22 protein-coding genes and 1 riboswitch are annotated in these 25,747 nt (G+C 59.9%); of the genes, 4 read left to right on the top strand and 18 right to left on the bottom strand.

Going from position 1 to position 25,747, the window contains the following annotated elements:
* Positions 1-24: 24 nt before the first annotated feature.
* Together gspF and gspE are read right to left on the bottom strand one after the other, a co-directional pair.
* The gene (gene gspF, locus QPL96_RS08630; RefSeq protein WP_303286983.1) at positions 25-1,236 is read right to left on the bottom strand and encodes a type II secretion system inner membrane protein GspF; all 1,212 of its coding nucleotides are present in this window, start codon (positions 1,234-1,236) and stop codon (positions 25-27) included.
* A 3-nt stretch (positions 1,237-1,239) separates the two neighbouring features.
* Positions 1,240-2,748 carry a type II secretion system ATPase GspE gene (gene gspE / locus QPL96_RS08625; protein WP_303286982.1) on the bottom strand — a complete coding sequence of 503 codons (1,509 nt, stop codon included), beginning with the start codon at positions 2,746-2,748 and terminating at the stop codon, positions 1,240-1,242.
* Positions 2,749-2,914: 166 nt separating this feature from the next.
* Here gspE and QPL96_RS08620 point away from each other — a divergent pair, with 166 nt between their 5' ends.
* The 4 genes from QPL96_RS08620 to QPL96_RS08605 all read left to right on the top strand — a co-directional run bounded on the left by QPL96_RS08620 (position 2,915) and on the right by QPL96_RS08605 (position 8,462).
* Entirely contained in the window at positions 2,915-3,562 is a 648-nt protein-coding gene (locus tag QPL96_RS08620) for a type II secretion system protein N (protein WP_303286981.1), read from the top strand.
* Positions 3,563-3,701: 139 nt separating this feature from the next.
* Entirely contained in the window at positions 3,702-5,306 is a 1,605-nt protein-coding gene (locus QPL96_RS08615) for an FAD-binding oxidoreductase (RefSeq protein WP_303286980.1), read from the top strand.
* A gap of 8 nt (positions 5,307-5,314) precedes the next feature.
* Positions 5,315-6,913 carry a glycerol-3-phosphate dehydrogenase/oxidase gene (locus QPL96_RS08610; protein ID WP_303286979.1) on the top strand — a complete coding sequence of 533 codons (1,599 nt, stop codon included), beginning with the start codon at positions 5,315-5,317 and terminating at the stop codon, positions 6,911-6,913.
* On the top strand, positions 6,903-8,462 hold the full coding sequence (locus QPL96_RS08605; protein ID WP_303286978.1) for an FGGY-family carbohydrate kinase: 1,560 nt from the start codon (positions 6,903-6,905) through the stop codon (positions 8,460-8,462). Before QPL96_RS08610 ends, QPL96_RS08605 begins: the two co-directional genes overlap by 11 nt.
* A 46-nt stretch (positions 8,463-8,508) precedes the next feature.
* On the opposite strand, the gene QPL96_RS08600 is transcribed toward QPL96_RS08605, so the two are convergent.
* The 16 genes from QPL96_RS08600 to QPL96_RS08525 form a co-directional block, all read right to left on the bottom strand.
* Positions 8,509-9,726, bottom strand: coding sequence for a D-amino acid dehydrogenase (locus QPL96_RS08600; RefSeq protein ID WP_303286977.1), 1,218 nt, complete (start codon positions 9,724-9,726; stop codon positions 8,509-8,511).
* A gap of 163 nt (positions 9,727-9,889) precedes the next feature.
* Positions 9,890-9,988: riboswitch (glycine riboswitch) on the bottom strand.
* Between the two features lie 62 nt (positions 9,989-10,050).
* Positions 10,051-10,677 carry a hypothetical protein gene (locus QPL96_RS08595; RefSeq protein WP_303286976.1) on the bottom strand — a complete coding sequence of 209 codons (627 nt, stop codon included), beginning with the start codon at positions 10,675-10,677 and terminating at the stop codon, positions 10,051-10,053.
* Positions 10,670-12,097, bottom strand: a complete 1,428-nt coding sequence (locus tag QPL96_RS08590; protein WP_303286975.1) for a hypothetical protein — start codon at positions 12,095-12,097, stop codon at positions 10,670-10,672. Before QPL96_RS08590 ends, QPL96_RS08595 begins: the two co-directional genes overlap by 8 nt.
* Positions 12,090-15,029, bottom strand: coding sequence for a hypothetical protein (locus tag QPL96_RS08585; protein ID WP_303286974.1), 2,940 nt, complete (start codon positions 15,027-15,029; stop codon positions 12,090-12,092). The genes QPL96_RS08590 and QPL96_RS08585 overlap by 8 nt, the downstream gene beginning before the upstream one ends.
* A complete protein-coding gene (locus QPL96_RS08580) occupies positions 15,022-15,804 on the bottom strand; it encodes a hypothetical protein (RefSeq protein WP_303286973.1) in 783 nt (260 codons plus the stop codon). The genes QPL96_RS08585 and QPL96_RS08580 overlap by 8 nt, the downstream gene beginning before the upstream one ends.
* Positions 15,805-15,834: 30 nt before the next feature.
* Positions 15,835-15,999 (bottom strand): hypothetical protein, encoded by a 165-nt coding sequence (locus QPL96_RS08575; protein ID WP_303286972.1) that lies wholly within the window; start codon positions 15,997-15,999, stop codon positions 15,835-15,837.
* Positions 16,000-16,029: 30 nt separating this feature from the next.
* Complete coding sequence (locus QPL96_RS08570; protein ID WP_303286971.1) at positions 16,030-16,713, bottom strand: TetR/AcrR family transcriptional regulator; 684 nt, start codon at positions 16,711-16,713, stop codon at positions 16,030-16,032.
* A 45-nt stretch (positions 16,714-16,758) separates the two neighbouring features.
* Positions 16,759-17,463: an ABC transporter ATP-binding protein gene (locus QPL96_RS08565; protein ID WP_117617010.1), complete on the bottom strand. Its 705-nt coding sequence runs from the start codon at positions 17,461-17,463 to the stop codon at positions 16,759-16,761.
* Positions 17,460-18,242, bottom strand: a complete 783-nt coding sequence (locus tag QPL96_RS08560) for an ABC transporter ATP-binding protein (protein WP_117617009.1) — start codon at positions 18,240-18,242, stop codon at positions 17,460-17,462. Before QPL96_RS08560 ends, QPL96_RS08565 begins: the two co-directional genes overlap by 4 nt.
* Positions 18,239-19,186, bottom strand: a complete 948-nt coding sequence (locus QPL96_RS08555; RefSeq protein WP_303286970.1) for a branched-chain amino acid ABC transporter permease — start codon at positions 19,184-19,186, stop codon at positions 18,239-18,241. Before QPL96_RS08555 ends, QPL96_RS08560 begins: the two co-directional genes overlap by 4 nt.
* Positions 19,183-20,052, bottom strand: a complete 870-nt coding sequence (locus tag QPL96_RS08550; protein WP_303286969.1) for a branched-chain amino acid ABC transporter permease — start codon at positions 20,050-20,052, stop codon at positions 19,183-19,185. Before QPL96_RS08550 ends, QPL96_RS08555 begins: the two co-directional genes overlap by 4 nt.
* 77 nt (positions 20,053-20,129) lie before the next feature.
* Positions 20,130-21,353, bottom strand: a complete 1,224-nt coding sequence (locus QPL96_RS08545) for an ABC transporter substrate-binding protein (protein ID WP_303286968.1) — start codon at positions 21,351-21,353, stop codon at positions 20,130-20,132.
* Between the two features lie 181 nt (positions 21,354-21,534).
* On the bottom strand, positions 21,535-23,148 hold the full coding sequence (locus QPL96_RS08540; RefSeq protein WP_303286967.1) for a long-chain-fatty-acid--CoA ligase: 1,614 nt from the start codon (positions 23,146-23,148) through the stop codon (positions 21,535-21,537).
* A gap of 3 nt (positions 23,149-23,151) precedes the next feature.
* Positions 23,152-23,517 carry a DUF6285 domain-containing protein gene (locus tag QPL96_RS08535; RefSeq protein WP_303286966.1) on the bottom strand — a complete coding sequence of 122 codons (366 nt, stop codon included), beginning with the start codon at positions 23,515-23,517 and terminating at the stop codon, positions 23,152-23,154.
* Positions 23,514-24,539 carry a phosphotransferase family protein gene (locus QPL96_RS08530; RefSeq protein ID WP_303286965.1) on the bottom strand — a complete coding sequence of 342 codons (1,026 nt, stop codon included), beginning with the start codon at positions 24,537-24,539 and terminating at the stop codon, positions 23,514-23,516. Before QPL96_RS08530 ends, QPL96_RS08535 begins: the two co-directional genes overlap by 4 nt.
* Positions 24,539-25,744 carry an acyl-CoA dehydrogenase family protein gene (locus QPL96_RS08525; RefSeq protein ID WP_303286964.1) on the bottom strand — a complete coding sequence of 402 codons (1,206 nt, stop codon included), beginning with the start codon at positions 25,742-25,744 and terminating at the stop codon, positions 24,539-24,541. The genes QPL96_RS08530 and QPL96_RS08525 overlap by 1 nt, the downstream gene beginning before the upstream one ends.
* Between the last annotated feature and the right edge of the window lie 3 nt (positions 25,745-25,747).

Here is a 25,747-nt window from a genome sequence, read left to right as displayed (position 1 = left end):
TCTCCTGACAATCCGGCGCGGGTTTCATCCCACAAGGTTACTCATATTCAGAATTGGCAGCATGATGGCCAGAACGATGATCAGCACCACCACGCCCATCACCAGCAGCATCATCGGCTCGAACAACCCGACAATGGCGGCGATCCTGGATTGCAGGGTGCTTTCCTGCATGCGCGCTGTCCGCTCCAGCATGCTGTCAAGTTCGCCACTGGCTTCCCCACTGGCGATCATGTGCAGCATCATCGGCGGGAAATATCCGGTCTGGTCCAGAGAACGGTGCAGGGAACCCCCTTCACTGACTTTTCTGGCGGCGTCCCGCAATTCCTGCCTCAGAAAGTCGTTGGAGAGGACCTCACCGGCAATACGCATGGCTTCCACCAGAGGCACACCACTGGTGGTCAGAATGCTGAGGGTACTGGCATATCGAGCGGTATTCACCCCACGCACCATCCCGGAGAGCAATGGCAGATGTAGCAACCGCTTGTGAAACCAAAGCCGGAAACCTGGCTTGGTCAGAAAAAACCGGAACATCATCAACGCGGCGACCAGCAAGATAAACAGATAGACACCGTAATCCGCCAGAAATTCCGACACCGCCAGCATCGCCATGGTGAGCGTTGGCAGTTCCTGCCCCTGTTTCAGGAACACCTCAATAATGTCGGGCACCACGTAGGTGAGCAGGAACACCACGATGGCAATGGCGACAATACTCAGAATGATGGGATAGATGGCCGCCAACTGAATTTTCTGGCGGGCTTCCTGCCGGCTTTCGGTGTAATCCGCCAGCCGGTTCAGCACCAGATCGAGATGGCCGGCATGCTCCCCTGCGGCAACGGTGGACCGGTACAGCCTCGGAAACGCCCGTGGAAACTCCCCCAGGCTATCGGCCAGCGTGTAGCCCTCCATGACCTTGGCGCGAATAGCAATCAGCATGCTGCGTATTCTGGGTTTCGGAGACTGCTGTGCCGCGGCCGAGAGCGCCTGCTCGATGGGAATGCCGGACTGAATGAGGGTCGCCAACTGCCGGGTAACCAGGGCAAGATCCGCCGCGGCCAGGGAGCCCCGGCTGCTCAGAGGATTGCTGCGGGCCTGTTTCTCTGCTGCCGGCTCCACCGCCAGCGGTGTCAGGCCGCGTTCACGCAGTTGCTGGCGCACCGCCCTTGGGGCATCGGCCTCAACCACGCCCTGCTTCTGCTTGCCACGGGCATCCAGCGCCTTATATTCGTACGCCGGCATAGGTTACTGACCCCGGTGTGTAACGCGGAGCACTTCTTCCACGGTGGTTGCACCGTCCAGTATTTTCTGCACGCCGTCGGCGTGAATACTTGGGCCGTGCTGGCGGGCAACCCGCTCCAGGTCCAGCTCTCCGGCCCGTTTGTGGATCAGCGAACTGATTTCCTCAGAGATTTCCACCACCTCATAGATACCGATACGCCCCCGATACCCAAGCTGGTTGCAGTGGCTGCAACCCGTTGCCCGATAGATCGTGGGCGGATTGGCGGGGTCCTGCTGCAGGAATACGCAGTGCTCCTCGGTGGGCGTGTAGGGCTCCCGGCATTCCTTACAGAGCACCCGCACCAGCCGCTGGGCGACTATGCCCACCAGAGACGAGGAAATCAGGAACGGCTCGATACCCATGTCCATAAGCCGGGTGATGGCACCAACAGCGGTATTGGTGTGCAACGTGGAAAGTACCAGGTGGCCTGTCAAACTCGCCTGCACCGCGATTTCAGCTGTCTCCAGATCCCGGATTTCCCCGATCATCACCACATCCGGATCCTGGCGCAGAATGGCCCGAAGTCCCCGGGCGAAGGTCATATCGACCTTGACATTGACCTGGGTCTGGCCAATACCCGGCAGGTTGTATTCGATGGGGTCCTCAACCGTCAGGATGTTGCGACTGCGATCATTGATTTCCTGCAGGGAGGCATAAAGCGTGGTGGATTTACCGGAACCGGTCGGGCCGGTGACCAGCAAGATCCCGTAGGGCCGGTAAATCAGCTTGCGGAGGACTTTCAGGTCCCGCCCCGCCATGCCCAGGGATTCCAGGCGAATGGCGCCAGCCTGTTTGTCCAACAAACGCAGAACCACACGTTCGCCGCTGGACGACGGCATGGTGGACACCCGGATATCGACTTCGCGGCCGGCTACCCGCAGGGCAATCCGGCCATCCTGGGGCACCCGTTTCTCGGCAATATCCAGCTTCGCCATGACCTTGATCCGGGACACCAGCAGAGGTGCCAGCGCCCGCTTGGGTTCGACCACTTCCCGCAACACACCATCCACCCGGAAACGAACCACCAGCCGCTTTTCATAGGTTTCTATATGAACGTCCGAGGCACTGGTTTTCACCGCTTCGGTCAGGATGGCGTTGATCAGGCGGATGATTGGCGCGTCGTCTTCCTGTTCCAGCAAATCCTCGGTTTCGGGCACGGAATCGGCCAGTGACGCCAGATCCATGTCGTCGCCAATGCCCTCCACCATCTGCATGGCTTCGGCGGAATCGTTCTGGTAGGCGGAATTCAGGGCCTGGTCAAACCGGTCCGGACTGATCGTGGCAAAGCGGGCGCGACCGCCACTGATACGATTCGCTTCCGCCAGCGCCGAATGGGACGCCCCGGGCCGGACCAGGATCACCGGCTCGCCGGCCTCCGAACGGGTCAGGATGACGCCATTGCGCTTGGCAAAGGTAAAGGGAAGACGGCCCAGCGGAGCATCCTGAGGGTGAAGTTCAGTGTCTGTGGTCAAGGTCGTCCTCGTTCGTGAAACCCTTTTCGATTCAATCAATTCAGAAAGGCTACCACAGGATATGGACCCGCTGAATAACTCTATGCACTATACTGCCAATAAAACGCTGCAGTCTGATAACCTGTGGGCCTTTTCGCGGCCCACAAACTCGCATTCAGGATAATCAATGCTCCTAAACAATGAACGGCTCCCCGGGATTCTCGCGCTTCTGGCAGGGGCCGCCATGGTAGCCTTGACGACCTGGCAGGGTTACCGTTTCTGGCAGATGGAAAGCCGGCAAGGTGATTATGCCACGGTGCAGCCACTGGTCTCCGAGTCGGCTGCCCGGGAGCCGCCCGGCGTCAACCTGTCGTCCCTGGATCTGTTCGGGGCCGCTTCCCAACAAAGCGCGCCGACGGAGGTGGATACCGAGAACCTGCCTGAAACCAATCTCAGGCTGTTCCTTCGGGGCGTTCTGGCCGCCGATGGTGAGTTTCCCGGCAGCGCACTGATCGAAGACGACAAGAGCAAAACCGAAGCCTACCTGGTGGGTGACGAGCTGCCAGGCAACGCAACCTTGCGTTCGGTGCACCCGAAGCGGGTGATCATCGAGCGCTCCGGAAAACTTGAGAACCTCTATTTCCCGGAATCCGAAGATCGCAGCGGCATGTCCTTCACCGCTGATCAGGAGAACGAGCCAGCCGCCTCAACCCAGCCCATCGTGTCTTCCTCGCCCTCAACAACGCCCGCCACCGCCACCAGCGATGAGCAGCGTCGGGAGGAAATCCGCCGGCGCCTTGAGCAACTCAGGGAGCGTCTCCGGAACAATAACTGAGGCCCGGTTTCTGCCATGACTGCCTTTGAGCTCCGCTGGCGGCAAATGACAGCGTCCCTGGCGCCAACCGACAACGGCGCCCGGCGCAAACCCTATAGAATGCGCTCACATTCGTTTTAAATCCGGGAGGAAGAGAAAGATGCGACGCTGGAACGGCTGGGGCGATGAGACGTTCAATCTGGCAATGCCGGAACAGGGCCAGGACTTTCTGGCCAGCAGGATCGGGAACGGCCGTCCGCTGGCCGACACAACCCTGGAATCGGCTTGTGCCAGGGTGCCGGAAACCCGACTGCGTCCCGGTCTTGACCTGGAGACCCTGATCGATACCTCACCCGAAACGCGGGTTCGGCACGCCCGGGGCCAAAGCCTTGCTGACTGGCTTGCCATGCGCAGCGGCGATTTTGGCGTATACCCTGATGGCGTCGCCTTTCCGGTATCAAACGAAGATGTCCGGAAACTGCTTGCCTGGGCGGAGCAGCAACAGATCAACCTGATTCCCTACGGCGGCGGCACCAGCGTAGCCGGGCATATCAATCCGGTTGACAACGGCAAGCCCGTGCTCACCGTGGATATGGGCAGAATGAACCGCCTGCTGGATCTGGACCCGGACAGCCAGATTGCCACCTTTGGAGCAGGTACCCCCGGTCCACTTGTGGAATCCCAGCTTCGGGCCCACGGCTATACCCTTGGCCATTTTCCGCAGTCCTTTGAACTGTCCACCATCGGGGGCTGGGTGGCTTCCCGCTCCAGTGGTCAGCAGTCCCTGCGCTATGGCCGGATTGAGCAACTCTTTGCCGGTGGCCGAATTGAGACGCTGCAAGGCACCCTTGCCCTGCCCACTCTCCCGGCCTCGAGTGCCGGCCCGGATATCCGCGAGATGGTATTGGGCTCCGAGGGTCGGATCGGTCTCATTACCGAGGTTAAGGTGCGGGTAACCCGGCTACCTGAACACGAGAGCTTCCACGTTGTCTTTTTTCCGGACTGGGAGAATGCCCGCACCGCAAGCAGACTGCTGGTCCAGAACCGAACCCAGCTGTCCATGCTGCGCCTCAGTAACGCCGTCGAGACCGAAACGCAACTCGCCCTTGCCGGTCACCCCCGGCTGATCGGCACGCTGGAGCGCTTCCTGTCGCTCCGCGGCGCAGGAACGGGAAAATGCATGATGACATTCGGAGTCACCGGAAGCCGACGCCAATGCCGGAATGCCCTGCAGGAGGCCCGCAGTCTCTGCAAAGCCCACAAAGGGGTCTACACCGGTACCCGGCTTGGTGATAAGTGGGCCGCCAAACGGTTTACCATGCCCTACCTCCGGGAGGCGCTCTGGCAGATGGGCTATGCCGTCGACACACTGGAAACCGCAACCGACTGGGACAATGTCGATAACCTGCTGGGGCTTATCGAGACCAACCTTCGGGAAGGGCTGGCGGATAAACAGGAAAACACCCACGTGTTTACCCACCTGTCCCATTTCTACGGTCAGGGCTGCAGCATCTACACCACGTACGTCTTCCGGGTAGGCGACAGTTACGAGGAAACCCTCGCTCGCTGGCGAAGGCTCAAGACAAGCACCTCCGAACTGATTGTGAATAACCGGGGCACCATCAGCCATCAGCATGGTGTTGGCAAAGACCATGCGCCCTACCTGCCAGTGGAGAAAGGCGAGCTGGGCATGCTGGCGATCCGTTCCCTGTGCCACAGCTTTGACCCGGACGCCCTTCTTAATCCGAAGACCCTGGTGGAGTGAGATGAACGATGACGCGGGCTGAGACTCTTAAAGCACTGACAACCGACAACGCCGGGTTCGATGTGGTTGTGATTGGCGGCGGCATCACCGGGGCCGGCGTTGCCAGAGAAGCGGCGGGCAGCGGCCTGCGCACCCTTCTGGTTGAACAGAAGGACTTTTCCTGGGGCACGTCCAGCCGTTCCTCAAAGATGGTTCACGGAGGGCTGAGGTACCTGGGCAGCGGGCACTATGGTCTGACCCGGGACGCCGTCCGTGAACGGGAACGATTGATGGCGGAAGCACCGGGGCTTATCGGCCCGCTGCGATTCATCATGCCTCACTTCAAAGGCCAGTTTCCCGGGCCTCGCCTGTTTCAACTGCTGCTCAGGGCTTACGACTTCATCGCTCACTCTCCAAGCCGGCACTTTCTGAGCCCGGCCCAATCGGCGCTGTGGGTTCCCGGACTAACTACCGAAAATCTGGCAGGGGCCAGCGGCTTCACCGACGCCGTTACCGACGATTCCAGGCTGGTACAACGGCTGATTGCAGAGGCCCGCAGGGACGGTGCCATCTGTCTGAACTACACACGTGCCCAAGAAATAAAGCGTAGCCAGGGCAAAGTGTCCGGGCTGGTTATTCAGCCAGAGGAGGAAGACACTCCGATAGAGGTATCCACCGCTCTGGTGATCAACGCAACGGGCGCCTGGGCTGATAGACTCCAGACCGGCGGGAACGCCACCAAGGCCATGACCATCCGCCCCCTTCGCGGCAGCCATCTGGTACTGCCCTGGTCGTGCTTGCCAGTGTCCTGCTCGGTATCGCTGTTTCATCCGCAGGACCGTCGCCCGGTGTTTGCCTTTCCCTGGCAAGGTACAACCGTTCTGGGCACCACCGACCTGGACCATGAAGGCTGCCTGGATCAGGAGCCCGTCATTTCAGAGGCGGAAACCGAGTACCTGCTTCAGATCGCGTCTCGCCTGTTCCCGGGCATTCCCATCTCCCGATCCAACATACTCTCAACCTGGGCCGGAGTGCGGCCTGTGGTCACCGATGGCACGGGTAAAGCACCGTCAAAGGAAAACCGCGAACACTCGGTTCGACAAGACCAGGGGCTCATCAGCATTGCCGGCGGCAAGCTGACGACGTTCCGTGTGATTGCCCGGGAAGCCCTGAAAATGGGTCTCGGGGAACGTGCAGGCAGCCTTCTGCGGCCGGACAGCCTGGCGGTTTTCCAGACTGCGCCAACAGGGGTGCGGCCGGAACAGGTCAGGCATCAGACCTGGCAGAGACTGCAAGGATATTACGGGCCCGACCTGAATCAGCTGGTTGCATCGGGCCCCATGGAGCCTGTGGCGCCAGACCACCATTGGGATTTGCTCTGGGCAGAGCTGCTATGGGCCTGCGAGGCAGAAGATGTTCGACATCTGGACGATCTGCTGCTGCGAAGAACGCGACTTGGCCTGATTCTGCCTGAGGGTGGCAAGGCGCTGTTGCAGGCGATCAAACGACGCTGTCAGGCAGCGCTGGGCTGGGATGACAGGCACTGGGCAGAAGAAGAGACCCGCTACTTCGGTATTTACCGGAGCGCCTATTCCCTGCCCCGGAAGGAATCGCCCAATGCCAGCTAACCCCCTGATTCTGGCCATCGACAATGGCACCCAGAGCATCCGTGCCCTGCTCTTTGACACCAAAGGCAACCTGGTTGGTAAAGGCAAGCAGGAGATCGAACCCTACTTTTCCAGGCAACCCGGCTGGGCCGAGCAGCATCCGGAATACTTCTGGGAGCAGCTCGGTGAGGCCTGCAGACTGTTGTGGCAGACAACCACGGTAACGCCTGACCAGGTGGCCGGCGTTACCGTGACCACTCAACGGGGAACCGTGATCAATCTGGATGGGAACGGCCAACCGCTGCGGCCGGCAATCATCTGGCTGGATCAGCGCCATGCACGGGTTGATGGCCCCGTCAAAGGCCCCTGGGGCTGGCTGTTCAAACTGGCCCGTCTTGAAGACACCATCCATCGGTTCCGCGAGAAAACCCAGGCCAACTGGATTGTCCAGAACGAACCCGAGATCTGGGCCAAAACCCGGCATTTCCTCCTGCTATCCGGCTATCTCAATTACCGACTCACGGGGGAGTTCAAGGATTCGACCGGCAGCCAGGTGGGCTACCTGCCCTTCGATTACAAAAAACACCGCTGGGCCGGCCCCAGGGATTTTAAATGGCAGACCATGCCGGTCGAACCCGCCATGCTTCCGGAGCTGGCGCCGCCGGGGCAACCCCTCGGCTACCTGACCTGCGAAGCCAGTCAGCACCTGGGCCTGAGCAAAAGCCTGCCGGTGATCGCCGCGGCCTCCGACAAAGCCTGCGAGATTCTCGGCTCCGGCGGACTGACACCGGACATCGGCTGCATGAGCTACGGCACCACCGCTACCATCAACACCACCAGCCAACGGTATGTTGAGCCAATCAGGTTGATGCCGCCCTATCCTTCAGCGCTGCCAGGCCACTATTCCACGGAGGTGATGATTTACCGGGGCTTCTGGATGGTGAGCTGGTTCAAACGGGAATTCGGCCTGCGGGAGCGGAAAATCGCCGAACAACGGGGCGTTGAGCCAGAAGCCCTGTTTGATGAACTGGTCAAGGCCGTTCCACCAGGGTCCATGGGCCTGATGCTGCAGCCCTACTGGTCACCAGGGGTACGCCAGCCCGGGCCGGAAGCGAAGGGCTCCATCATCGGATTCGGAGATGTTCACACCCGCTCGCATATTTACCGTGCCATTCTTGAAGGGCTGGCCTATGCACTGCGTGAGGGTAAAGAAAAAATCGAAAAGCGCAGTGGCGTGAAGATCCGAAAACTCCGGGTCGCCGGTGGAGGCTCCCAGAGCGACGCCGCCATGCAACTGACCGCCGATGTGTTCGGACTCCCGGCCGAAAGACCGCACACCTATGAGACCTCCGGGCTGGGAGCTGCCATCGACGCCGCCGTGGGGCTCGGCCTTCATCCGGATTTCGAGACAGCCGTCGCCGAAATGACCCGGGTCGGGGACGTATTCCATCCCAACGAAGAAACCCGGGCTCTCTACCAGCGGCTCTATTCCGAGGTGTACCTGAAGATGTATCCCCAATTGCAGCCGCTGTACCGGAAAATACGGGACATTACCGGCTACCCAAGGTAACACATCCAGATAACGCAGCCGCCCTCCCTCCGCAAGACAGGCAGCCTCAGGAATCCCCGACCGCGCTCTGGGCCACCATCTCAGCGGTGATCGCCGACAGCGTCCAGCCCAGATGACCATGGCCGGTGTTGTAGAACACGGTCGGCAGGCGCCCCGGCCCGACCTTGGGCATCATGTTCGGCAGCATGGGCCGCAATCCAGCCCAGGGAACCACCCGGCGGGTACAAACCCCGGGGAAACACTGCTCAACCCAGCGGGTCAGCGGGCGGATGCGGTCATCCTTGATATCGCGGTTGTAGCCGCTGAACTCGGCGGTACCGGCAACACGGAAGCGGCCATCGCCAAGGCGACTGGTGACAATCTTGGTGGCATCGTCCAGCAGGCTGACCGTCGGCGCCGCTTTCCGGGAGGCCTCGTCGTCCAGCTCAACGGTGATGGAGTACCCCTTCACCGGATAGATGTTTACCCGGTCGCCCAGCTTGGCAGCCAGTGCCCGGCTGCCGACACCGGCACAGATCACCACGCCATCAAAGGTATCGCGGGATTGCTCCTCGCCATCGTGCGCGGTGACCCAGGCATTGCGATCATCGGCATTCAGTTCGGTGACCGTGTGACCATAACAGGTTTTAACACCAAGACGCTGGATCGCATCGGCCAGGCCGTTGGTGAACTTGTGAATATCTCCGGTCGAATCACTCTCGGTAAAAAAACCTCCGTAATAGTTGCCCGCCAGTGTCGGCTCGATGGCCTTCATTTCTTCGGGGGTCACTGCCCGGCGCTCCAGACCACCGGACGCCAGCAGTCTGGAAACTTTCGCGGCATGATCAAAGCCGGCCTTGTCGCGATAGATATGCAGGATGCCCTGTTTCTTGAGATCGAAATCAATCCCCTCCTCCTGCGCCCAGGCAAACAGGTGATCACGGGCGGCAATGGCCAGGCGGGCGGTTTCGGTGGTGTTTTGCTCGTACTGGGGAATGGCGGCAATGAACTCGGCGAACCAGCTCAGTTTGTGCCAGGAGGGTTTGGGGTTGACCAGCAAGGGCGCATCCCGGCGGGACATCCACTTGATGCCCTTGATCACAGTCTGCCAGTTGTTCCAGACTTCCGCATTCGAGGCCGAGAGCTGGCCACCGTTGGCAAAGGAGGTTTCCATCGCCGCATAACGGTGCTTCTCATAAACAGTGACGTCCAGCCCGCGCTTGGCAAGCGTATAAGCTGTAGTAATACCTGTGATACCACCGCCGATTACAGCGATTCGCTTCATTACAATCTCCGTGAGGCGCCCAGGGTTTCCTCTCTGCTCGAAATGGCAGAAAGCACCCCTTCCGTCACGGGACCTGAGAGATTCACGGCCGTTTCAGGGAAACCGGCCGCTTGCTCCTTCGGTGTGCCGACTGACGCGATTGTCGACAGCTCTTCGGAAAGTATTCATATCAGCGGTCCTTTTGCCTGAGAGTTTCCGGGGCAGTTGCTCCTTCGGCGCTGAAGGCTCGCTTGTGCGCTTCAGTCTCTCCCGCTGACATGTCTGATTGGTAATGAACGCCAACCAACGGGGACAAACATAGCAAATAACCGGGAGGCATGAAACCTACCCCTGCTCATACTCCCGAACCAGCTCCTGCAGAAAATAGAGCCCCGCGGAACTCAGGAAACAGCGACCGGCGCCGGAACGAAACAGCAGATTGCGTTTATCCAGATAATCCAGGGCTTCGGGGAAACCTTTTTCGAAGCGCGCTGCCCTGAGAATTTCCTGATATTCCTCATCGGCCGCCAAGGCGCTGAGGTCTTGCTCGTTCAATCCGGCATCCGGGCGGCCAAGGTAGTCCAGATCCCGACCGCTGCGTGCGAAATAACGCCCGATAATCAGCAGTACCACCTGCACCCGGAAGGCGTTTTCATCGTGCTCTTCGCTCTCGTCGTCACTGCTTTCCTTGAGGAAGAAAAACGCGCCGGTCTCATTGAGCACCAGCTCGCTGCCAAGATGCTCATAGAAGGTCCGGAAGTGGGACAGATGATTGTAAAGCAGGTTGTACAGCGGATTGGCGCGCAGCTCGGAGCGGTTGCTGTCCCACACATCACGCACAATCACCCGGCCAGCCTGGAACTCCCGGTAGACAGCGGCGCTGTGTGCGGGCAGGATCTGGTCGAAGATAGTCGACACTTGGGCATTGCCCGCGATTTCGGTGGATTCCATCGTGTCAGAGAATTCAGGCATGGTGTTGCTCTTCCTGGTTTGCCGGGATTTCGGTTTCGAGACGGCGCTTCCGGTAGACAAACTGTTCGCTGTCAGGTGACTGTTCCAGGGTTCGGAAGCGGTTAGTGGTGACAACCCGCAGGCCCTCCGGGGGTGAATTTACCAACCGGTTCAGGGCCGCCAGCAAGTCCGGAAAGCGATAGCCGGGGATAAAACCATCCAGGCGGCCGTGCAGTTCCCGCACCAGATCGGTGGTGGGCCGCAATTCCAGCATTTCCAGCCATTGATAGAGCTGGTTGATGCGATGAACGTCGATACGGGTGTGGCGGCCACTTCCGCCCACTTCCTGAAGAACAGGCACCTCGGCCTTACGGCGAAGATCGTTCAGCCGCAGTGCCAGTTCGCTGAACAGCAACTGATAGTAGCTGGACGAGTTACCGAAGGCGTAATGTTTTGGGCGCGGCTGGGCTCGCAGGCCCACCAGGAAGCCGGTACCACGGGCAAAGTGCCCACCCTCCAGCCACTTGCGGCGCAGGCTGAGGGTCTCGGTTTCACCCTTGAGTTCCTGCAGTTTGCCGTAGAAATACTCCATGGCGTTGTACTGGACCATGCCCTGGCGAGTCTTGCGCAGGAAGTGTTCCACCTCCTGGGCCACTGCCTGAATGGGTTTGTAGAGGGCGTTCAGGCTGATGGAGGAACGGAACAACTGGTCTGCCAGGCTGTGATCACCGTGGCTTTCCAGCAGCCGGACCATGGCTTCGAGGGTCTCAAACAGGTTGCTGCCATCGGGCAGGCGCGTGTCCGGGTTCAAAAACACCAGGGTCGGTTTGATGTGGCGCTCGTACAGGGTAACGATCCGCTCAAACAGGGTCTGGCGGAACTCCAGGTATTTCTCCGGCGCTCGGCTTGCGTCGCCGGACAGGTCCGCAAGCTGCGCACTGATGGTCTGCATGCGCAGGACATTCTGGCGCAGCAAGCCGATGAGCTGGCTCACCCGCTCGTTAAGATCATCCCTCAATTCGGTGTAGTCCGGGTCGGCGTCGCTGAAGCTGCTCGTTTCCAGACGATTGCGCACATCCCGCAACGTCACCAGATGCCCCCTCAAACGGGCATCGGTCAGTTCCTGGTACAGCGAGGCGTTGCAGGCCCGCATCAGGTTGATCAGGGCATCCTGGAACACCAGTCGCCGCTCACCCTCGGCCTTGATGATGTCAATCACCAGGCCGCTGCGGAACAGGTTGTCGGTGTTCAGCGCCAAACGCACCCGATCCCGGTCTGCCTTGCCGAGAGCGCTGGTATAGTCCATCACCTCGGCCACAAGGTCGCTTTCCCGGATATATCGGCTCTCGTTCCGATCCATCCGTTCGATCATCCGGAACAGAATCTTCGGGTGCTCGAACAGCAACCGGGTGGTGTCCAGGGTGCTGAAGCGTTTACTCATCCACCGGCTCCAGCAGGTCGGTCTGGGTCTGATCAGCCCACTGACTTAGCGATTCGCCGCTGGTGAAACCCTCTGCGCCGCCCCAGAACACCAGCGTGCGCTGCGGGCTGTAGGGGCGCGCGGTACGCATCTGTCCCACTTCCAGGTGCCTGCCGATCAAGTAGATCACTTCCGCGCTGGCACTGTGGGTGGCGGCGGAGAACAGGTTGAAGCCCTGGTTGCGTAAACGCTCCAACAACGACGGCATCTGGCTGATGTCCACGCTGGCCAGCTCGTCCAGCACCATGGGGAACGACAGCTGCACGCCGGGATACAGCACCCGCTTCAGCAGCCGGTACACCAGCTCCAGATTAATGAGCGCCGTGGTGGAGGTGGACTGGCCTTTCTTGTCCAGATTGGCGGCGTTTTCCTTGCGGGTGCGGTAGGAAATGCCGGTGATGACCTTGTCCATGGTCAGGCGTTTGCTGCCGCCCTCCCCGAAAAAGTCCGCCACGAACACCCGCAAACGGTCGTAGAACGCGTCCGACTGCAGCTGGTTGCCGTAAGGGTCGATATTGTTGGCTTCTTCCACCAGATTGCGGAATTTCGGGTCGGTGTGGATATCCACCCGGATTTCCACCAGATCGTTAATGCGCACGCCGTCCAGCTCGCGGTTGAGCTGCGCTTCAAAACGGGCAATGTGCTCGTGGTTGGATTTCAGGGCCTGCCGGTAGCTCGCCACGGTTTCGTTGTGGATAGCAACCTGCTGCTCTAATACATTCCAGCGCTCAGCCATGCCGGCAAACAGGTCCGACAGGCTTTTGAACGTTTCCCGGATAACCGATGACGCAGGACCGTCTTTTTGCAACTCGCCTTCGACATCTTCATGGATGCCCAGATAGACGAACTGACGCAGGTGATCGAGGATACTGCGTCGGCGCTCTTCCAGGTCGTCCAACTGGGTTTGCAGGTCATCGAACGCTGCAACAGAAACCTGCCCAATGGCCAGTGGCTGCTCGGCTTCCACGACTTTCAGATGCGAAAAACGGTGCTCCACAGTCCCCACGCTGCGGCTGAGGCCCGCCAGTTCCCGCTCCCGCTCTTCGATACGGTCTTTCTCGGCCCTGGCTTTGGCCGCTTTCTGCTGAACGGCATCCTGCTTTTCCTGCTCCAGTCGGGCCTGATCTTCCAGCCTGGCCAACTGTTCCTCCGCCGCCTGCTTTTCCTCGGTGGCGTCCCTGAGTGTGGTGGCTGCCGCCGGGTAACGGCTCAGGGTGTCCAGGTCTTTTTCGATGGCGCGGATCTCTTTTTCGGTGCGCTCGATCAACCGTGGCCGGTCATGTTGCTGATTGGCGGTGTCGGCCAGCTCAGAGCGTTCCTTTTCCAGGCCATGAAGTTCCCCTTCAATCTGCCGGCGCTGCTCTGCAAAGTCCGTCTGCCGGGCTGGCTGAGCCTGGTATTCGGCATCAAACCAGTCAAAGCCTTTATCACTGGGCACGAACAGTCGCGCGAAGGCTTCGATGGCCGCCTTGCTGTCGGCATCCAGATCCTGGCCCGGGCTGGCCATGACCAATCGGGGATCCACGGCGCGCAGCGGTGCAGCGGTGGCTTCTTCCAACTGGTTCTGCAACTGCCATTGTTGCTTGCTCTCCCGATCCTTCAGGGATTCCAGCTTGCGCTCAAGTTCCTGCCTCTTTTTCTCAATCTGCTCCAGCCGGATTTCCGCCTGGGCGGCACTCTTGAGGGCAGCCAGATGCCCTTTCTTACTATCGAGTTCCTCCCTCTGGATGTCCTCGATTTCCTGCAGGGTCATCTCCCCGTATTGGGACACCAGCAAATCGCCATCTTTCTGGTTCTGCTCGACCTGCTTAATGCGGCGGTCGGCAGAGCGAATCTCGCCTTTCAGGCCGCTCGCATCCTGCTCCAGTTTTTTCAGGGTTTGCACCACATGTCGCAGCGTCTCGTTCTGTTCATTGAACGCCTCCACCGCCGCTTTGCGCCTGGCACCAATGTCCTGCAAGGCGTTGGTGACGCCATCCCGAAAAGCGGCGAAATCGTGCTGACTGCGAAGCAGAGTCTGGTAGGCCTGATAATCCCGGTGGAGTTTTTCGAACCGGGGACGTTCTTTCTCGATTCGTGTCAACTGGGTTTGCTGCTGCTTTAACTGGTCATGCCGATTGAGGAAGTCGTCGATGTTGAAATCGAAAGCGTCGTCGGCAAACTTCTTGTCCGCCTCGATGATGCTGGCCACCGCATTGGCCATGGCCTGATCGTCCGCCTTCATTTCAAACAGCAGCAGGATCAGTGTGCGCAGAGACTGTACCCGGCGCTCGTCGGTCTCACCCAGTGGCAACACGGAATAGCGCACGGCATCCGCGTTCATTAACTCGCTGCTGTACAGCATGCGCTTGAGTCTGGCCGGGTCGCTCACCAGCCGGGTTTCCCTGGAGCGTTTTTTCAGGGTCTCTGACAAACGGCTGAACGACAATTCTGGCACGGCCTGCCCGATACCGTCCTCATCGTCACCATTCCAGAACAGGGGCCGCAGTTGGTCGTAACCCACCGGCACAAACGCTCGGCCATAGCTGAGTTGGCTGGCGCTGTCCCGGTACAGGATCTGGCAATGCACCCCGGCCGGGTTCACCGCTTCCATGATCAGGAAGCTGAACTGGCTGGGAAAGTAATGCTGATAGCTTTCCTCGTTGGTGTAAAAGCTGCCGGCGCTGGCATTGCGGAAAGCAAATTTCTTGCGGCTGTTCTTGAAATTGTTTTCCGGTAACAGGAACAGACGCAGGGAATTCAGCAGGCTGGACTTGCCGAGGTTGCCCGGCCCCAGAATCAGGCCATGGTTATCCACCGGGATTTCCACGTAACAGAAGCCGGCGGAATCCACCAGCACGAGGCGGCGTATGCCGAAGGTGAAATTACTTGGGCTCGCCTGGGGCTCACTCATCCAGAATCATCTCCTGTTCCATGAATTTTCCGGTGGTTCGAAAAGCCTCTGCCAAGGATACAAATCGGAGCGTTTCGGCCAACGAAAGCGCTTTGGTAAACCGTTCGGTGCTATCCGGTATCTTGCAGAAGCGGTTAAGCCACGGCTGCCAGTCGGCGGGTTGCACAAACCGGGCTTTGTCAGTGAGCGAAGCAGCGATCGTCGCAAACATTTGCAGACCACCCGCATCATAATCGAAGGCGCAGAATACGTCTTCATAGCCCATCAACCACTCAAGAATCGCACCCCGGGTAATCCGGTTGCCACCGCCCAACACCACGTCACACCCTGACAACTCCAAAGGTTTGCCCAGCACCTCACTGGCAAAGTTCAGCATCTGTCGATATTGGTGGAAATTACGTTCGTTCTCAACGATCAGCACACAGCGGGCACGCTGAAAGCCCATATCCACGGAATCGCACTCAATGACCACGACATCCGGCCGGCTGGAGGTCAGGCCATGATGGTAAACCAGAAGCAGGCTTACGTCTGTGCCATGGCGATGGGAGTTTCCCTTTTTCGCGGCATCCACTCGGCTCACAGGCGCCTTCGCTTCATTCTGCAGCGCTGCGAACGCGGTTTCATCCAGAACCGTGACGACCCACCGATTCGCTTGCACTTTTTCCGTGGCAAACACCTCCCGGTGGCGGCGGCGATACTGTTCAGGGAGCTTCTTTAAAAAGGCCTCATAGTTAATGGCCTGGCCTTGGAGGATTTTCTGAAGGTAGTCGTTCAAGGGCTTACCACCATCACTCTGGAATTGGCTTTATTTAAAGGTGTCGTCGGCGTTCATATCCGGCACACTGGCCAGACGCTCACCATTGGCCGGATTGGTTACCGGGAGTCGGTTGCCTGAGCGGGCCTGAACCCATTGGCCGTTGATATAGGCGCTTTCGCGCACAAGTTCCGGATTCGTTAATCTGATAGTCATCACAGTCCTCACAGGAGAGAGTCGGCGTCCTCAGAGCAAATAGCTTTCAATTACATCCCTGACAAACGCAGCGTAGTCATCAACGGCAACATTCTGGTCTCGGTATTTTCTGCGCTTCAGGTACCAGTCCTGCAACAGGGCCTTGGCCATCGAGGCAACAAGGCGGGCATTTCTTGAGCGGTAAACCCCCGCCTTGATGCCGTCTTCAATTAACTCCAGGAAGATCTCTTCGATCTCCAGCTCGATCGCAACCGCGTCGCGTTTTTCCTCGGCAGGCAGGCTCTTCGCCTCCATGTAGGAGAAGTAGAACCAGGCCCGCATCAGCTCGCTCAGGTACAGGTGCGCTTTGATCGCAGCAGACAAACGGTCACGGACATCCGGGACCTCTGCGGTGTAATAGAGCAGGGTTCGCCGCGTGATAATGAAGCCGTGGCTCTGGATCAGATGAATCAGGTCGTCCTTGTTGCGGATATAGGCATAGAGGCCACCCATGCTCATCCCGGAATCCGCACACAGGTCCCTGAGGGTCATGGCATGGAAACCCTTGGAGTTGGCCAGCCGCAGGGTCGACTCGATGATCCGGGTCAGGTTTCTGACCGCTGTCGGCTCCTTCTTGATGCTGATTCGTTCCTTGTTCTGACGGTAAACATCGCGGATCACATCCTCCTTGGACATGCTGAGTTCACCACGAAATGCCTCATAATTCTTGATCATAGCTGCCACGCCTGTCTGTTCCTGCGGCGGGGATTATAAGCCAGATTATGCGACCGAGAGGAACCGGTCCTGGGTGGCCTGATCAGCACGCAACTCATCACTGCTCGCTTCATGCACTACCTGACCCTTTTCCAGGATGTAGGCTCGCTGGGCATGCTTGAGGGCAAACCGCACGCTCTGGTCGGTGAACAGGATGGTTGTAGTCTGACTGAGGTCGTCAATCAGCTCACCAATCTGCTGCACAATAACCGGGGCCAGTCCTTCATTGGGCTCATCCAGCAGCAACAGTCTGGGCTGAATCATCAGGGAACGCGCCACCGCCAGCATCTGCTGCTGGCCGCCAGACAGGGTGGCACCGTCCTGGTCCGCCCGCTCACCAAGCATTTCGTACTTCTTGAGGATGCCATCCACCGTCCAGCGGGCGGTACTGCCCTTGCGTTGATAGGAGGCCACATCCAGGTTGTCCCGCACCGTCAGCCCGGGGAATATCCGGCGATCTTCCGGCACATAACCGATGCCTGCGCGGGCAATCCGGTGCGCGGGCCAGCCCTGGACCGGCTTGCCATCATAGATCACCTCTCCGGATCGCGGCGGCGTCAGCCCCATAATACTTTTCAGGGTTGTGCTCTTTCCCGCACCGTTACGGCCAAGGATGCAAACCGTCTCACCGGCTTCGAGCTGAAGGGTAACACCCTGGAGCGCCTGACTCTCACCGTAGAACGTCTGGATATTGCGAACATCAAGAATCATGGATTGGCCTCCTCGACCGCCTCGTCGTCTTCCTCACCCAGGTAGGCGACACGAACCTCCGGATGGTTCTTCACTTCCTCGGGTGTACCGGCAAACAGCTTTTCGCCACGGTGCATGACCAGAATCCGGTCCGCCAGGTTGAAAACCACGTCCATGTCGTGCTCGGTAATCATGAACGTGTAGTCACCACTGTCCGCAAGCTTCTTGATCAGCCGGGTGGTGCGCCGGGTTTCATCCGGGGTCATCCCGGCGGTGGGTTCGTCCAGCAGTACCAGCTTGGGTTGTGTCGCCAGCACCATGGCGATTTCCAGCAATCGCTTGTCGCCGTAACTGATGACTTCGGCACGCTGGTCCCTGAGGCTGTCGATGCCCAGGCGCTGCAGAAACTCGACCGCCTCCTGCTGAATTCCGGTGTTGCGGGAAGCAATGTTGAACAGCTTGCGGCTGTGGCCGTGATAGGCCGACAGCACCACCTCCACATTCTCCTGCACCGTCATCTCCGGGAAGATGTTATTGATCTGGAACGACCGGGATACTCCCAGCCGGCTGATCTTGTGGGGCGGCAGGCCGGTGATATCCCTGCCGTCCAGCATGATCTTGCCTTCAGTCGGCTGCATCCGGCCGGAAACCATGTTGTAGAAGGTTGTCTTGCCGGCACCGTTGGGGCCGATAATGGCAATGGTTTCCTTCGGCATGACCTCCAGGTTAATTCCAGATACCGCAGTGACTCCGCCAAAACGCTTGGTCAGGTTAGCTATGGTAAGGATTGGATTACTCATTTCTTCACCTCCATCCACCAGTCAATGACAGTACCCAGCAGACCCTTGCGGAAGAAAATCACCATCATGGCCAGGATGATGCCCAGAACCAGCATCCAGGACTCTGTATACGTGGTAATCCAGGTTTCCAACAATAAGAACGCCGCAGAACCAATGAAGGGCCCAAGGAAATATCCGGTGCCACCGAGGATGGCCATTAAAATCGGTTCGGCGGACATGGACCAGTGCAGAAGTTCCGGGCTCGCCACCCGCAGGAACGGGGCGATCAGGCCGCCAGCCAGGCCCGCAAAGGTGCCGGCAATGACAAAGGCCACCAGACGGTAGGTGCGTACGTTCAATCCGGCAAAGGACACCCGTTCCGGATTCTGGCGGATGGCCTTGAGAATCATGCCGAAAGAGCTGCGACAGATCACATAGAGCACCACCGAGGCAATGGCAACAATAGCCAGCACTACGTGGTAATAGACCGACGGATTAGCCAGGGTGAGATCAAGGCCGAGCCCGAAGGAACCCAGGGTAAACCCGGCAAGGCCATCACTGCCGTTGGTCACCGAGCGCCACTGGTAAGCGATGGCAAAGACCATCATGCCAAAGGCCAGGGTGAGCATGGCAAAGTACACCTCATTGAGCCGGACACTGAGGAAGCCGATCACCAGCGCCAGCAGTGCGGACGCCCCCATGGAAACCAGCAGGCAGGCCAGTAACGGCCACTCCAGATGGATCAGTACCAGTGCCGTGGCGTAAGAGCCGATGCCGAAGAAGGCGGCATGCCCGAAGCTCAGCATACCGGTATAGCCGAAAATCAGGTTGAAGCTGGCCGCGAACAGGCCCAGGATCAGGATTTCGGTAAAGATAAACACATAGAAATAGGAAGCAATCCAGGGCACTGCAATCAGCCCGGCGATCACCACAGCCAGAATGGCCATCAGAACCTTGGTCTTCATGCGGTTGCCCCCTTGCCCATGATGCCGGTTGGTTTGAACAACAGAACCAGCGCCATGCCCACGAACGGCAACAGCAGGTTCACTTCCGGCAGATAGCGGCCACCAAAGCCGTGAATCAGTCCCAGGATGATGGCACCGAGCAAGGCACCCGGGAAGCTGCCCAGACCGCCGATCACCACCACAATGAACGACTCGATAATGATCTTGTCACCCATGCCGGGATCCAGTGCACGCATGGGTGCGGCCATCACACCACCGACAGCGGCCAGCCAGGCGCCAAAGGCAAAGACGCCGGTCACCACCAGACGGGTGTTGATGCACAGGGCCTCGGCCATGTCCCGGTCCAGTGCGGCTGCCCGCATGACGCGGCCGACGCGGGTGCGGTTGAACAGGTACCACAGTCCGGCCAGCAACAGCAGGCCGACGACAATCACAAACAGGCTGTAGGTGGCAACGGAACTGCCCAACAGTTGCACCGAACCGGAAAGCAGCTGCGGCGGCTGGACCACATGAATACCACTACCCCAGATCATCCGCACACTCTCGTTGATGATCAGCAGGATGGCGAAGGTCAGTAGCAGGCTGTCTGCCACGTCCCGGGCATAAATGAAGCGCAACAGGACCCGGTCGATGATCACCGCCAGGATGGCGACACCCATCGGAGCCAGTATCAGGGCCACCCAGAAGGGCATGCCTGCAATATTGATCAGGGTGAAGGCCAGGTAGGCCCCCAGCATGTAAAGTGCCCCATGGGCAAAGTTGATGATGTTCAGCACACCGAACACGATATTCAGGCCCACTGCGATGATAAACAGCAGCAGCCCGATATCGAGACTATTCAGCAACGCCGCTCCGATGCCAGACATGGATTACCTCATTAGGTTAGGGCCGGTTCCGTAGCGCCCCGGAGGACGCCACGGCAAGCGTAAGAACAACAATCAGATCAGAGCTTGCAACCGGTCTCTTCGATAGTGCGGGCTACTTTTTCGCCGTCAAAGATCCGCAGGTTGGTCAGCGTGCGGATGCCGTGCTCCGGATGCATGGGGCCGGAAACACCCCAGTTCGGACTGACCATCGCCTGGTGATCACCCTCACGGAAAGTCACCGTGCCGTTCGGCGCCTCCAGGCTCATGCCGCTGAGCGCCCTGGCGACGGCAGGACCTTCGGTGGTACCGGCTGTTTCCATGGCCTTTTTATAGGCATAGATAGCCGCATAGGCCCCCTCGGCGTTGTAGCTCGGGGGAGTACCGTAGGCGTCGATGTACGCCTTGACGAAGCGATCATTCACCGCGTTGTCATAGGCCTCATACCAGTAACGCGTGGACAGATGCACACCCTCTGGCATTTCGTCGCCCAGGGCGGAGAGCACCTCGGTCGCGGCACCGACGGTAAACATCACCTCCAGGTCCTTTTCGAAGAACCCACGGGTATTAGCCTGGCGGATAAAGTTGACCAGGTCACCACCCCAGACGGAGATCAGCACACCCTCGGCGTCGGAGCCCATTACACGGTCAATGAACGGGGTGAAATCCTCGGCCCCGAAGCGCGGAAAGTTAGTCTCCGACATCAGGTTCACATCCGGCTTTATTTCCTTGAGGTAGTTACCGAAGAACTCCCAGGACTGATGGCCAAAGGCATAGTCCGGACCAATGGTGGTCCAGTTGGTGGCGTCGGTTTCCGCGGCCACCAGAGCGGCGGCTTTCATGTTCTGGGCCACGTTTACACTGATGCGGTAGGTAAACGGATTACACAGTTTGCCGGTGACATCCGGCGTCGCGGCGTGGGTGATGATCAGCGGCTTCTGCAGCTCTGGCATGGTCGGAACCATACCCTGGGCAACACCCGAGCTGTCCAGACCCACCAGGGCGTCAACACCCTCGGAGTAAACCAGTTTCCGGGCTGCCTGAATGGCTACCGATGCCTTGCCCTGGCTGTCCTCATAGACCATTTCGACCTGGCGACCCAGGATGCCGCCCGAAGCGTTGATTTCGTCCACCGCAAGGTTGATGCCCTTCTGGGCAAACTCACCGTAGGTGGCGGCACTGCCGGAGAGAATGTAGATGCCCCCGATCCGGATCGGATCCTCGGCATAACTGGTACCGGCGGTACCCAGCGTAGCGGCTGCGGTCATCGCAACCAGGAGTTTCCTGATGCTCGTTGTTTTCATGATAATGCTCCTGTGCTCTTGTCTTTGTTGTCACTGGAACTTGCAGGCCCGTTGAATCCGGCCCGGTTTTCATCGCTGTGAATGCGTTGTTCGCGCTATCGCAACCTCCCGCCGACCATGGTCAGCCCAATCATCGGGACAGCCCGGTCATCGTGACAGCCCGGTCATCGTGACAGCCCTGTCATCGTGACAGAGAGTCCCGGAGAATGTTTTTGCGGATCTTGCCGGTGGCGGTCTTGGGCAATTCACCAAGCACCACCTTCCGCGGCGCCTTGAAGTGCGCCATGTGCTCCCGGCAAAAGGCAATAATCTCCTCGGCGGTGGGTGTCTCGCCGCCGTCGACCGGATTGACAAAGGCACAGGGTACTTCGCCCCACTTTTCGTCGGCCATTGCCACCACCGCCGCCTCGGAAACCTTCGGGTGCCGGTAAAGGACCTCCTCGACCTCCAGGCTGGAAATGTTCTCGCCGCCGGAGATGATCACGTCCTTGGCCCGGTCCCGGATTTCAACATAGTGATCCGGATGCATGACGCCCAGGTCACCTGTGTGGAACCAGCCGTCCCTGAACGCCTTTTCCGTGGCTTCCGCATTCTTCAGGTAGCCCTTCATCACGGTATTGCCACGGATACAGATCTCTCCCATGGTGTCGCCATCGGCAGGCAGCGGTTCCCCACTGACCATATCCAGCACTGCGACCTCGTCCAGACCATGGGTGGGAACACCCTGGCGGGACATTTTCACTGCCCGTTCCTCCAGCGGCAGCTGCTGCCATTCCGGCTGGGGCACACACAGCGTCGAAGGCCCGAATGTCTCCGTCAGGCCATAAAGGTGGGTAATCCGGAAGCCGATCTCCTCCGCCTTGTGGATCACGCTGCTGGGGGGCGCCGCCCCACCCAGGGCAAAGTGGGCGGGCCGGGAGAGCGTCAGGCCCTCGCGCCCCAGCTCCTGCAGCAGCATGTTCATCACCACCGGCGCGCCGCACATGTGGGTCACACCGTAGCCCTCGATCCGGCGGTAGATTTCCATGGCGTCCACCTCCCGCAGGCAGACGTGGGTGCCGCCCACCGCCGTGATCGCCCAGGTGTAGGCCCAGCCGTTGCAGTGGAACATCGGCAGGGTCCACAGGTAGACGGTCTCGGCGGTCATATTGAATACCATGGCGTTGGTCATGGCCGCCAGGTAGGCGCCGCGATGGTGGTAGACCACGCCTTTGGGATTGCCGGTGGTACCGGAGGTGTAATTCAGGGTGATGGCGTGCCATTCATCGGCGGGCCGTTGCCAGCAGGCCTCCGGATCGCCCTCCGTCAGCAGATGCTCGTAGCCCAGGTCCGCCAGGCCCGCGCTCGCCCCCGCCTTGCGCTCGATGGCCACCAGCAGCGGCGACACCTCCAGCTCGGCAATAGCGGCCCGGACCTCGTTCTCCCACTGGGTGTCGTAGAACAGTACCCGGGCTTCGCCATGGGCCAGGACAAAGGATATCGTGGCCGCGTCCAGGCGGATATTGATCGAATTGAGCACCGCGCCGGTCATCGGCACCGAGTAGTGGGACTCCAGCATCTCATGACTGTTCGGGCATAGGATGGCCACCGTGTCGCCGGGATTGATGCCGCGGCGACGAAGCGCATCGCCCATCTGGCGACAGCGCTGGTAGAGCTGTTGGTAGGACAGTGTCCGGTCATCGTCGATGACTGCCCGCTTGTCCGGGAAGATCCGTGCCGAGCGCTGAAGCAGACTCAGTGGTGTCAGCGCGGAGTGGTTGGCGGCTGTCTTGTCGAGTTTGTTGTACTTGTTCATGCTTCACCGTTTCAGGTAGCCGGGGTTGTTGATCCGCAACCGGCCCTCCGTGAGGGTTCGGAGCACTGATCGCAGGGCCGGATCCGCTCCATCGAGGTGACGCTCCCGAATGGCCCGGGCAAGGGCTGTTTCATCTTCACCGGCGCTGGCTTCAAGGGATTGCTCTGCCAGGAATGCCTGGACGGTCTGGTCGGTTTGCTCCGACTGGCCCTGTTCGCGCTGCTCAAGCTCCCGGATTGCCATACCCATGGCATTGGCAACCATCAGCGCCTGATACTTGCGCTCTCCCGTCAGTTCCGGGGCCACTGAATCCAGCAACACCTGGCGGGCCTCGGTGAGCAAATCCCGGGTTTCCGGCTGATTGATCATAGCCCATCCTCCCGTTCCTGGATCTGGTTCAGCAGGTCGGATTCCATCTCGGCCACCATGCGGCCGGTCAGTGCCAGCTCCAGCGAACGCTGTTCACCGGACATGTGCCTGCGCGCCTGCTGCAAGGCGATCATCGCCCAGCGCACCAGGGCCATGACTTCCCAGTAACTCACCACCGCCGGATCAAGGCCGGTGCCGCTTGCTTCCCGGTAACCGTCCAGAAGATCCTGTTTAGCTCCAACGCCACCAACTTCCCGGTCATCCGCCCCGAACCGCCAACTGCGGCAACAGAGCCAGCCCAGATCCTCACAGGGATCGCTCCAGGCGGCGAATTCCCAGTCCAGGACAGCGGTCAGCTCGGCGCCATCCATCATGTAGTTGCCGGTCCGGAAATCGCAGTGGCACAGCACCGTCGGGCCCGGTTCCGGCGCATGGTCCTCCAGCCAGTTCAGCGCCCACTCCAGTACCGGATGGGGGTCACCGATTTCTTCCAGATAACGGCGATACAGCGCGACCCGACTCAGGGCCGGATTGTCCGGATCGGGCAGCGCCAGGAAGGCCAGCGACTCCTGCGGTGGCCGCACCATGTGCAGCCTGGCGAGCTCGGCACCCAGCCGACGCACGATGTGGCGACGCTGATCTTCGGTGAAATCCGCCCTGACCAGCTTGCGTGGAGACGCGCTGCCCGGCGCCCGGGTCATGACATAGAACACCCGCCCACTGACCTCAGTATCCTCGCACAGCCAGAGCGGCTCCGGGGCGGTAACCCCGGCCTGAAACGCCGCCTGCAAAACCTGGAATTCCTCGGGCCTGGACAGGCTCTCCGCCACCCCGGAGGGGGCGTCCTGCCGGACCACAAATGCCTGCCGCCCCGGCCGGCTGCCGCCCTCCAACTCCAGGGTCAGCCCGAAGTTGTCCTGGATGGCGCCCCCGGAGAGCTTGTCGAAACCGATAACCCGGGCACTCCGGGCGCCGGCTTGCCGGGCAATGAAGGCGCTGAATGTGTCGGCAAGCGCAGGCATCAGGCCTTCACCCCCCAGTGCCAGAAGTCCGTGCGCTCCGCCAGCAGAGTCTTCGAGAACACCATCTTGTGTATTTCCGAGGCACCATCCACCAACCGCGCCTGGCGGGCATAACGGTAGATCCATTCCAGCGGGGTATCCTTGGAATAACCCCGGGCGCCGCACAACTGAATGGCCGTATCCACCGCCTTGTGCAGGGTGTCGGCCACCGCGACCTTGGCCATGGAAACTTCCTTGCGGGCGAAGTCACCCTGGTCCAGCTTCCAGGCAGCGTGCATGGTCAATAGCCGGCCGATCTGGATCTCCATCGCGGCCTCGCCCAGCAGCCACTGCACGCCCTCGCGCTGGGCCAGGGTCTGACCGAAGGATTCCCGGGTATCGACATACTCGGTGGCAATCTCCAGGGAGCGACGGGCCAGGCCGAGCCAGCGCATGCAGTGGGTCAGACGGGCCGTGCCCAGGCGGATCTGGGTGACCTTGAGGCCGTCACCGACCTCCATCAGCCGGTTCTCATCCGAAATTTCCAGGCCATCGAACCGGAGTTCGCAATGGCCGCCGTGCTCTTCCGGCCCCATGATCGGAATCCGCCGGACGATCTCCCAGCCCGGATCGTCCTTGTGGAACAGAAAGGCGCTAAGTCCCTTGCGGGTGTCGTCAGACGTCCGGGCAATCAGAATGAAATGGGACGCTTCGGCGGCGCCGGTAATATAGTGCTTGTGGCCGTGGATGACCCACCGGTTGCCCTTGCGCGTGGCAGTGGTCTGCATCATGCCGGGATCCGAGCCGCAGCCGGGGGGCGGTTCGGTCATGGCAAACGAAGACCGTACCTTGCCCTCCACGATGGGTTTGAGCCAGCGCTTCTGCTGGGCCTCGGTCGCCACCTTCGCCAGCAGGATCATGTTGCCGTCGTCCGGTGCCGAGGAATTGAACACCACCGGCCCGAAAATCGAGCGGTTCATCTCCTCGTAACAGGCCGCCATACCGGAGACATCAAGCCCCTGGCCGCCCAGGCGCCCAGGAATCTGCAGGCACCACAGGCCCTGCTGTTTTGCCTTGGCGCGCATCTTCTCAAGGTGGTCGTGCGCAATGTTCTCATGCTCATCGTAGGCCTCCGGGTTCTGCTCCAGCGGCAACAGTTCCTGCTCCACAAAATCCCGGATGCGTTTTCGGTACGACTCGTTCCTGGCGTCCAGATTGAAGTCCACAGC

Source organism: Marinobacter sp. SS8-8 (genome assembly GCF_030540945.1).
GTDB lineage: Bacteria > Pseudomonadota > Gammaproteobacteria > Pseudomonadales > Oleiphilaceae > Marinobacter.
This window is presented reverse-complemented; position numbering and strand designations above follow the sequence as displayed.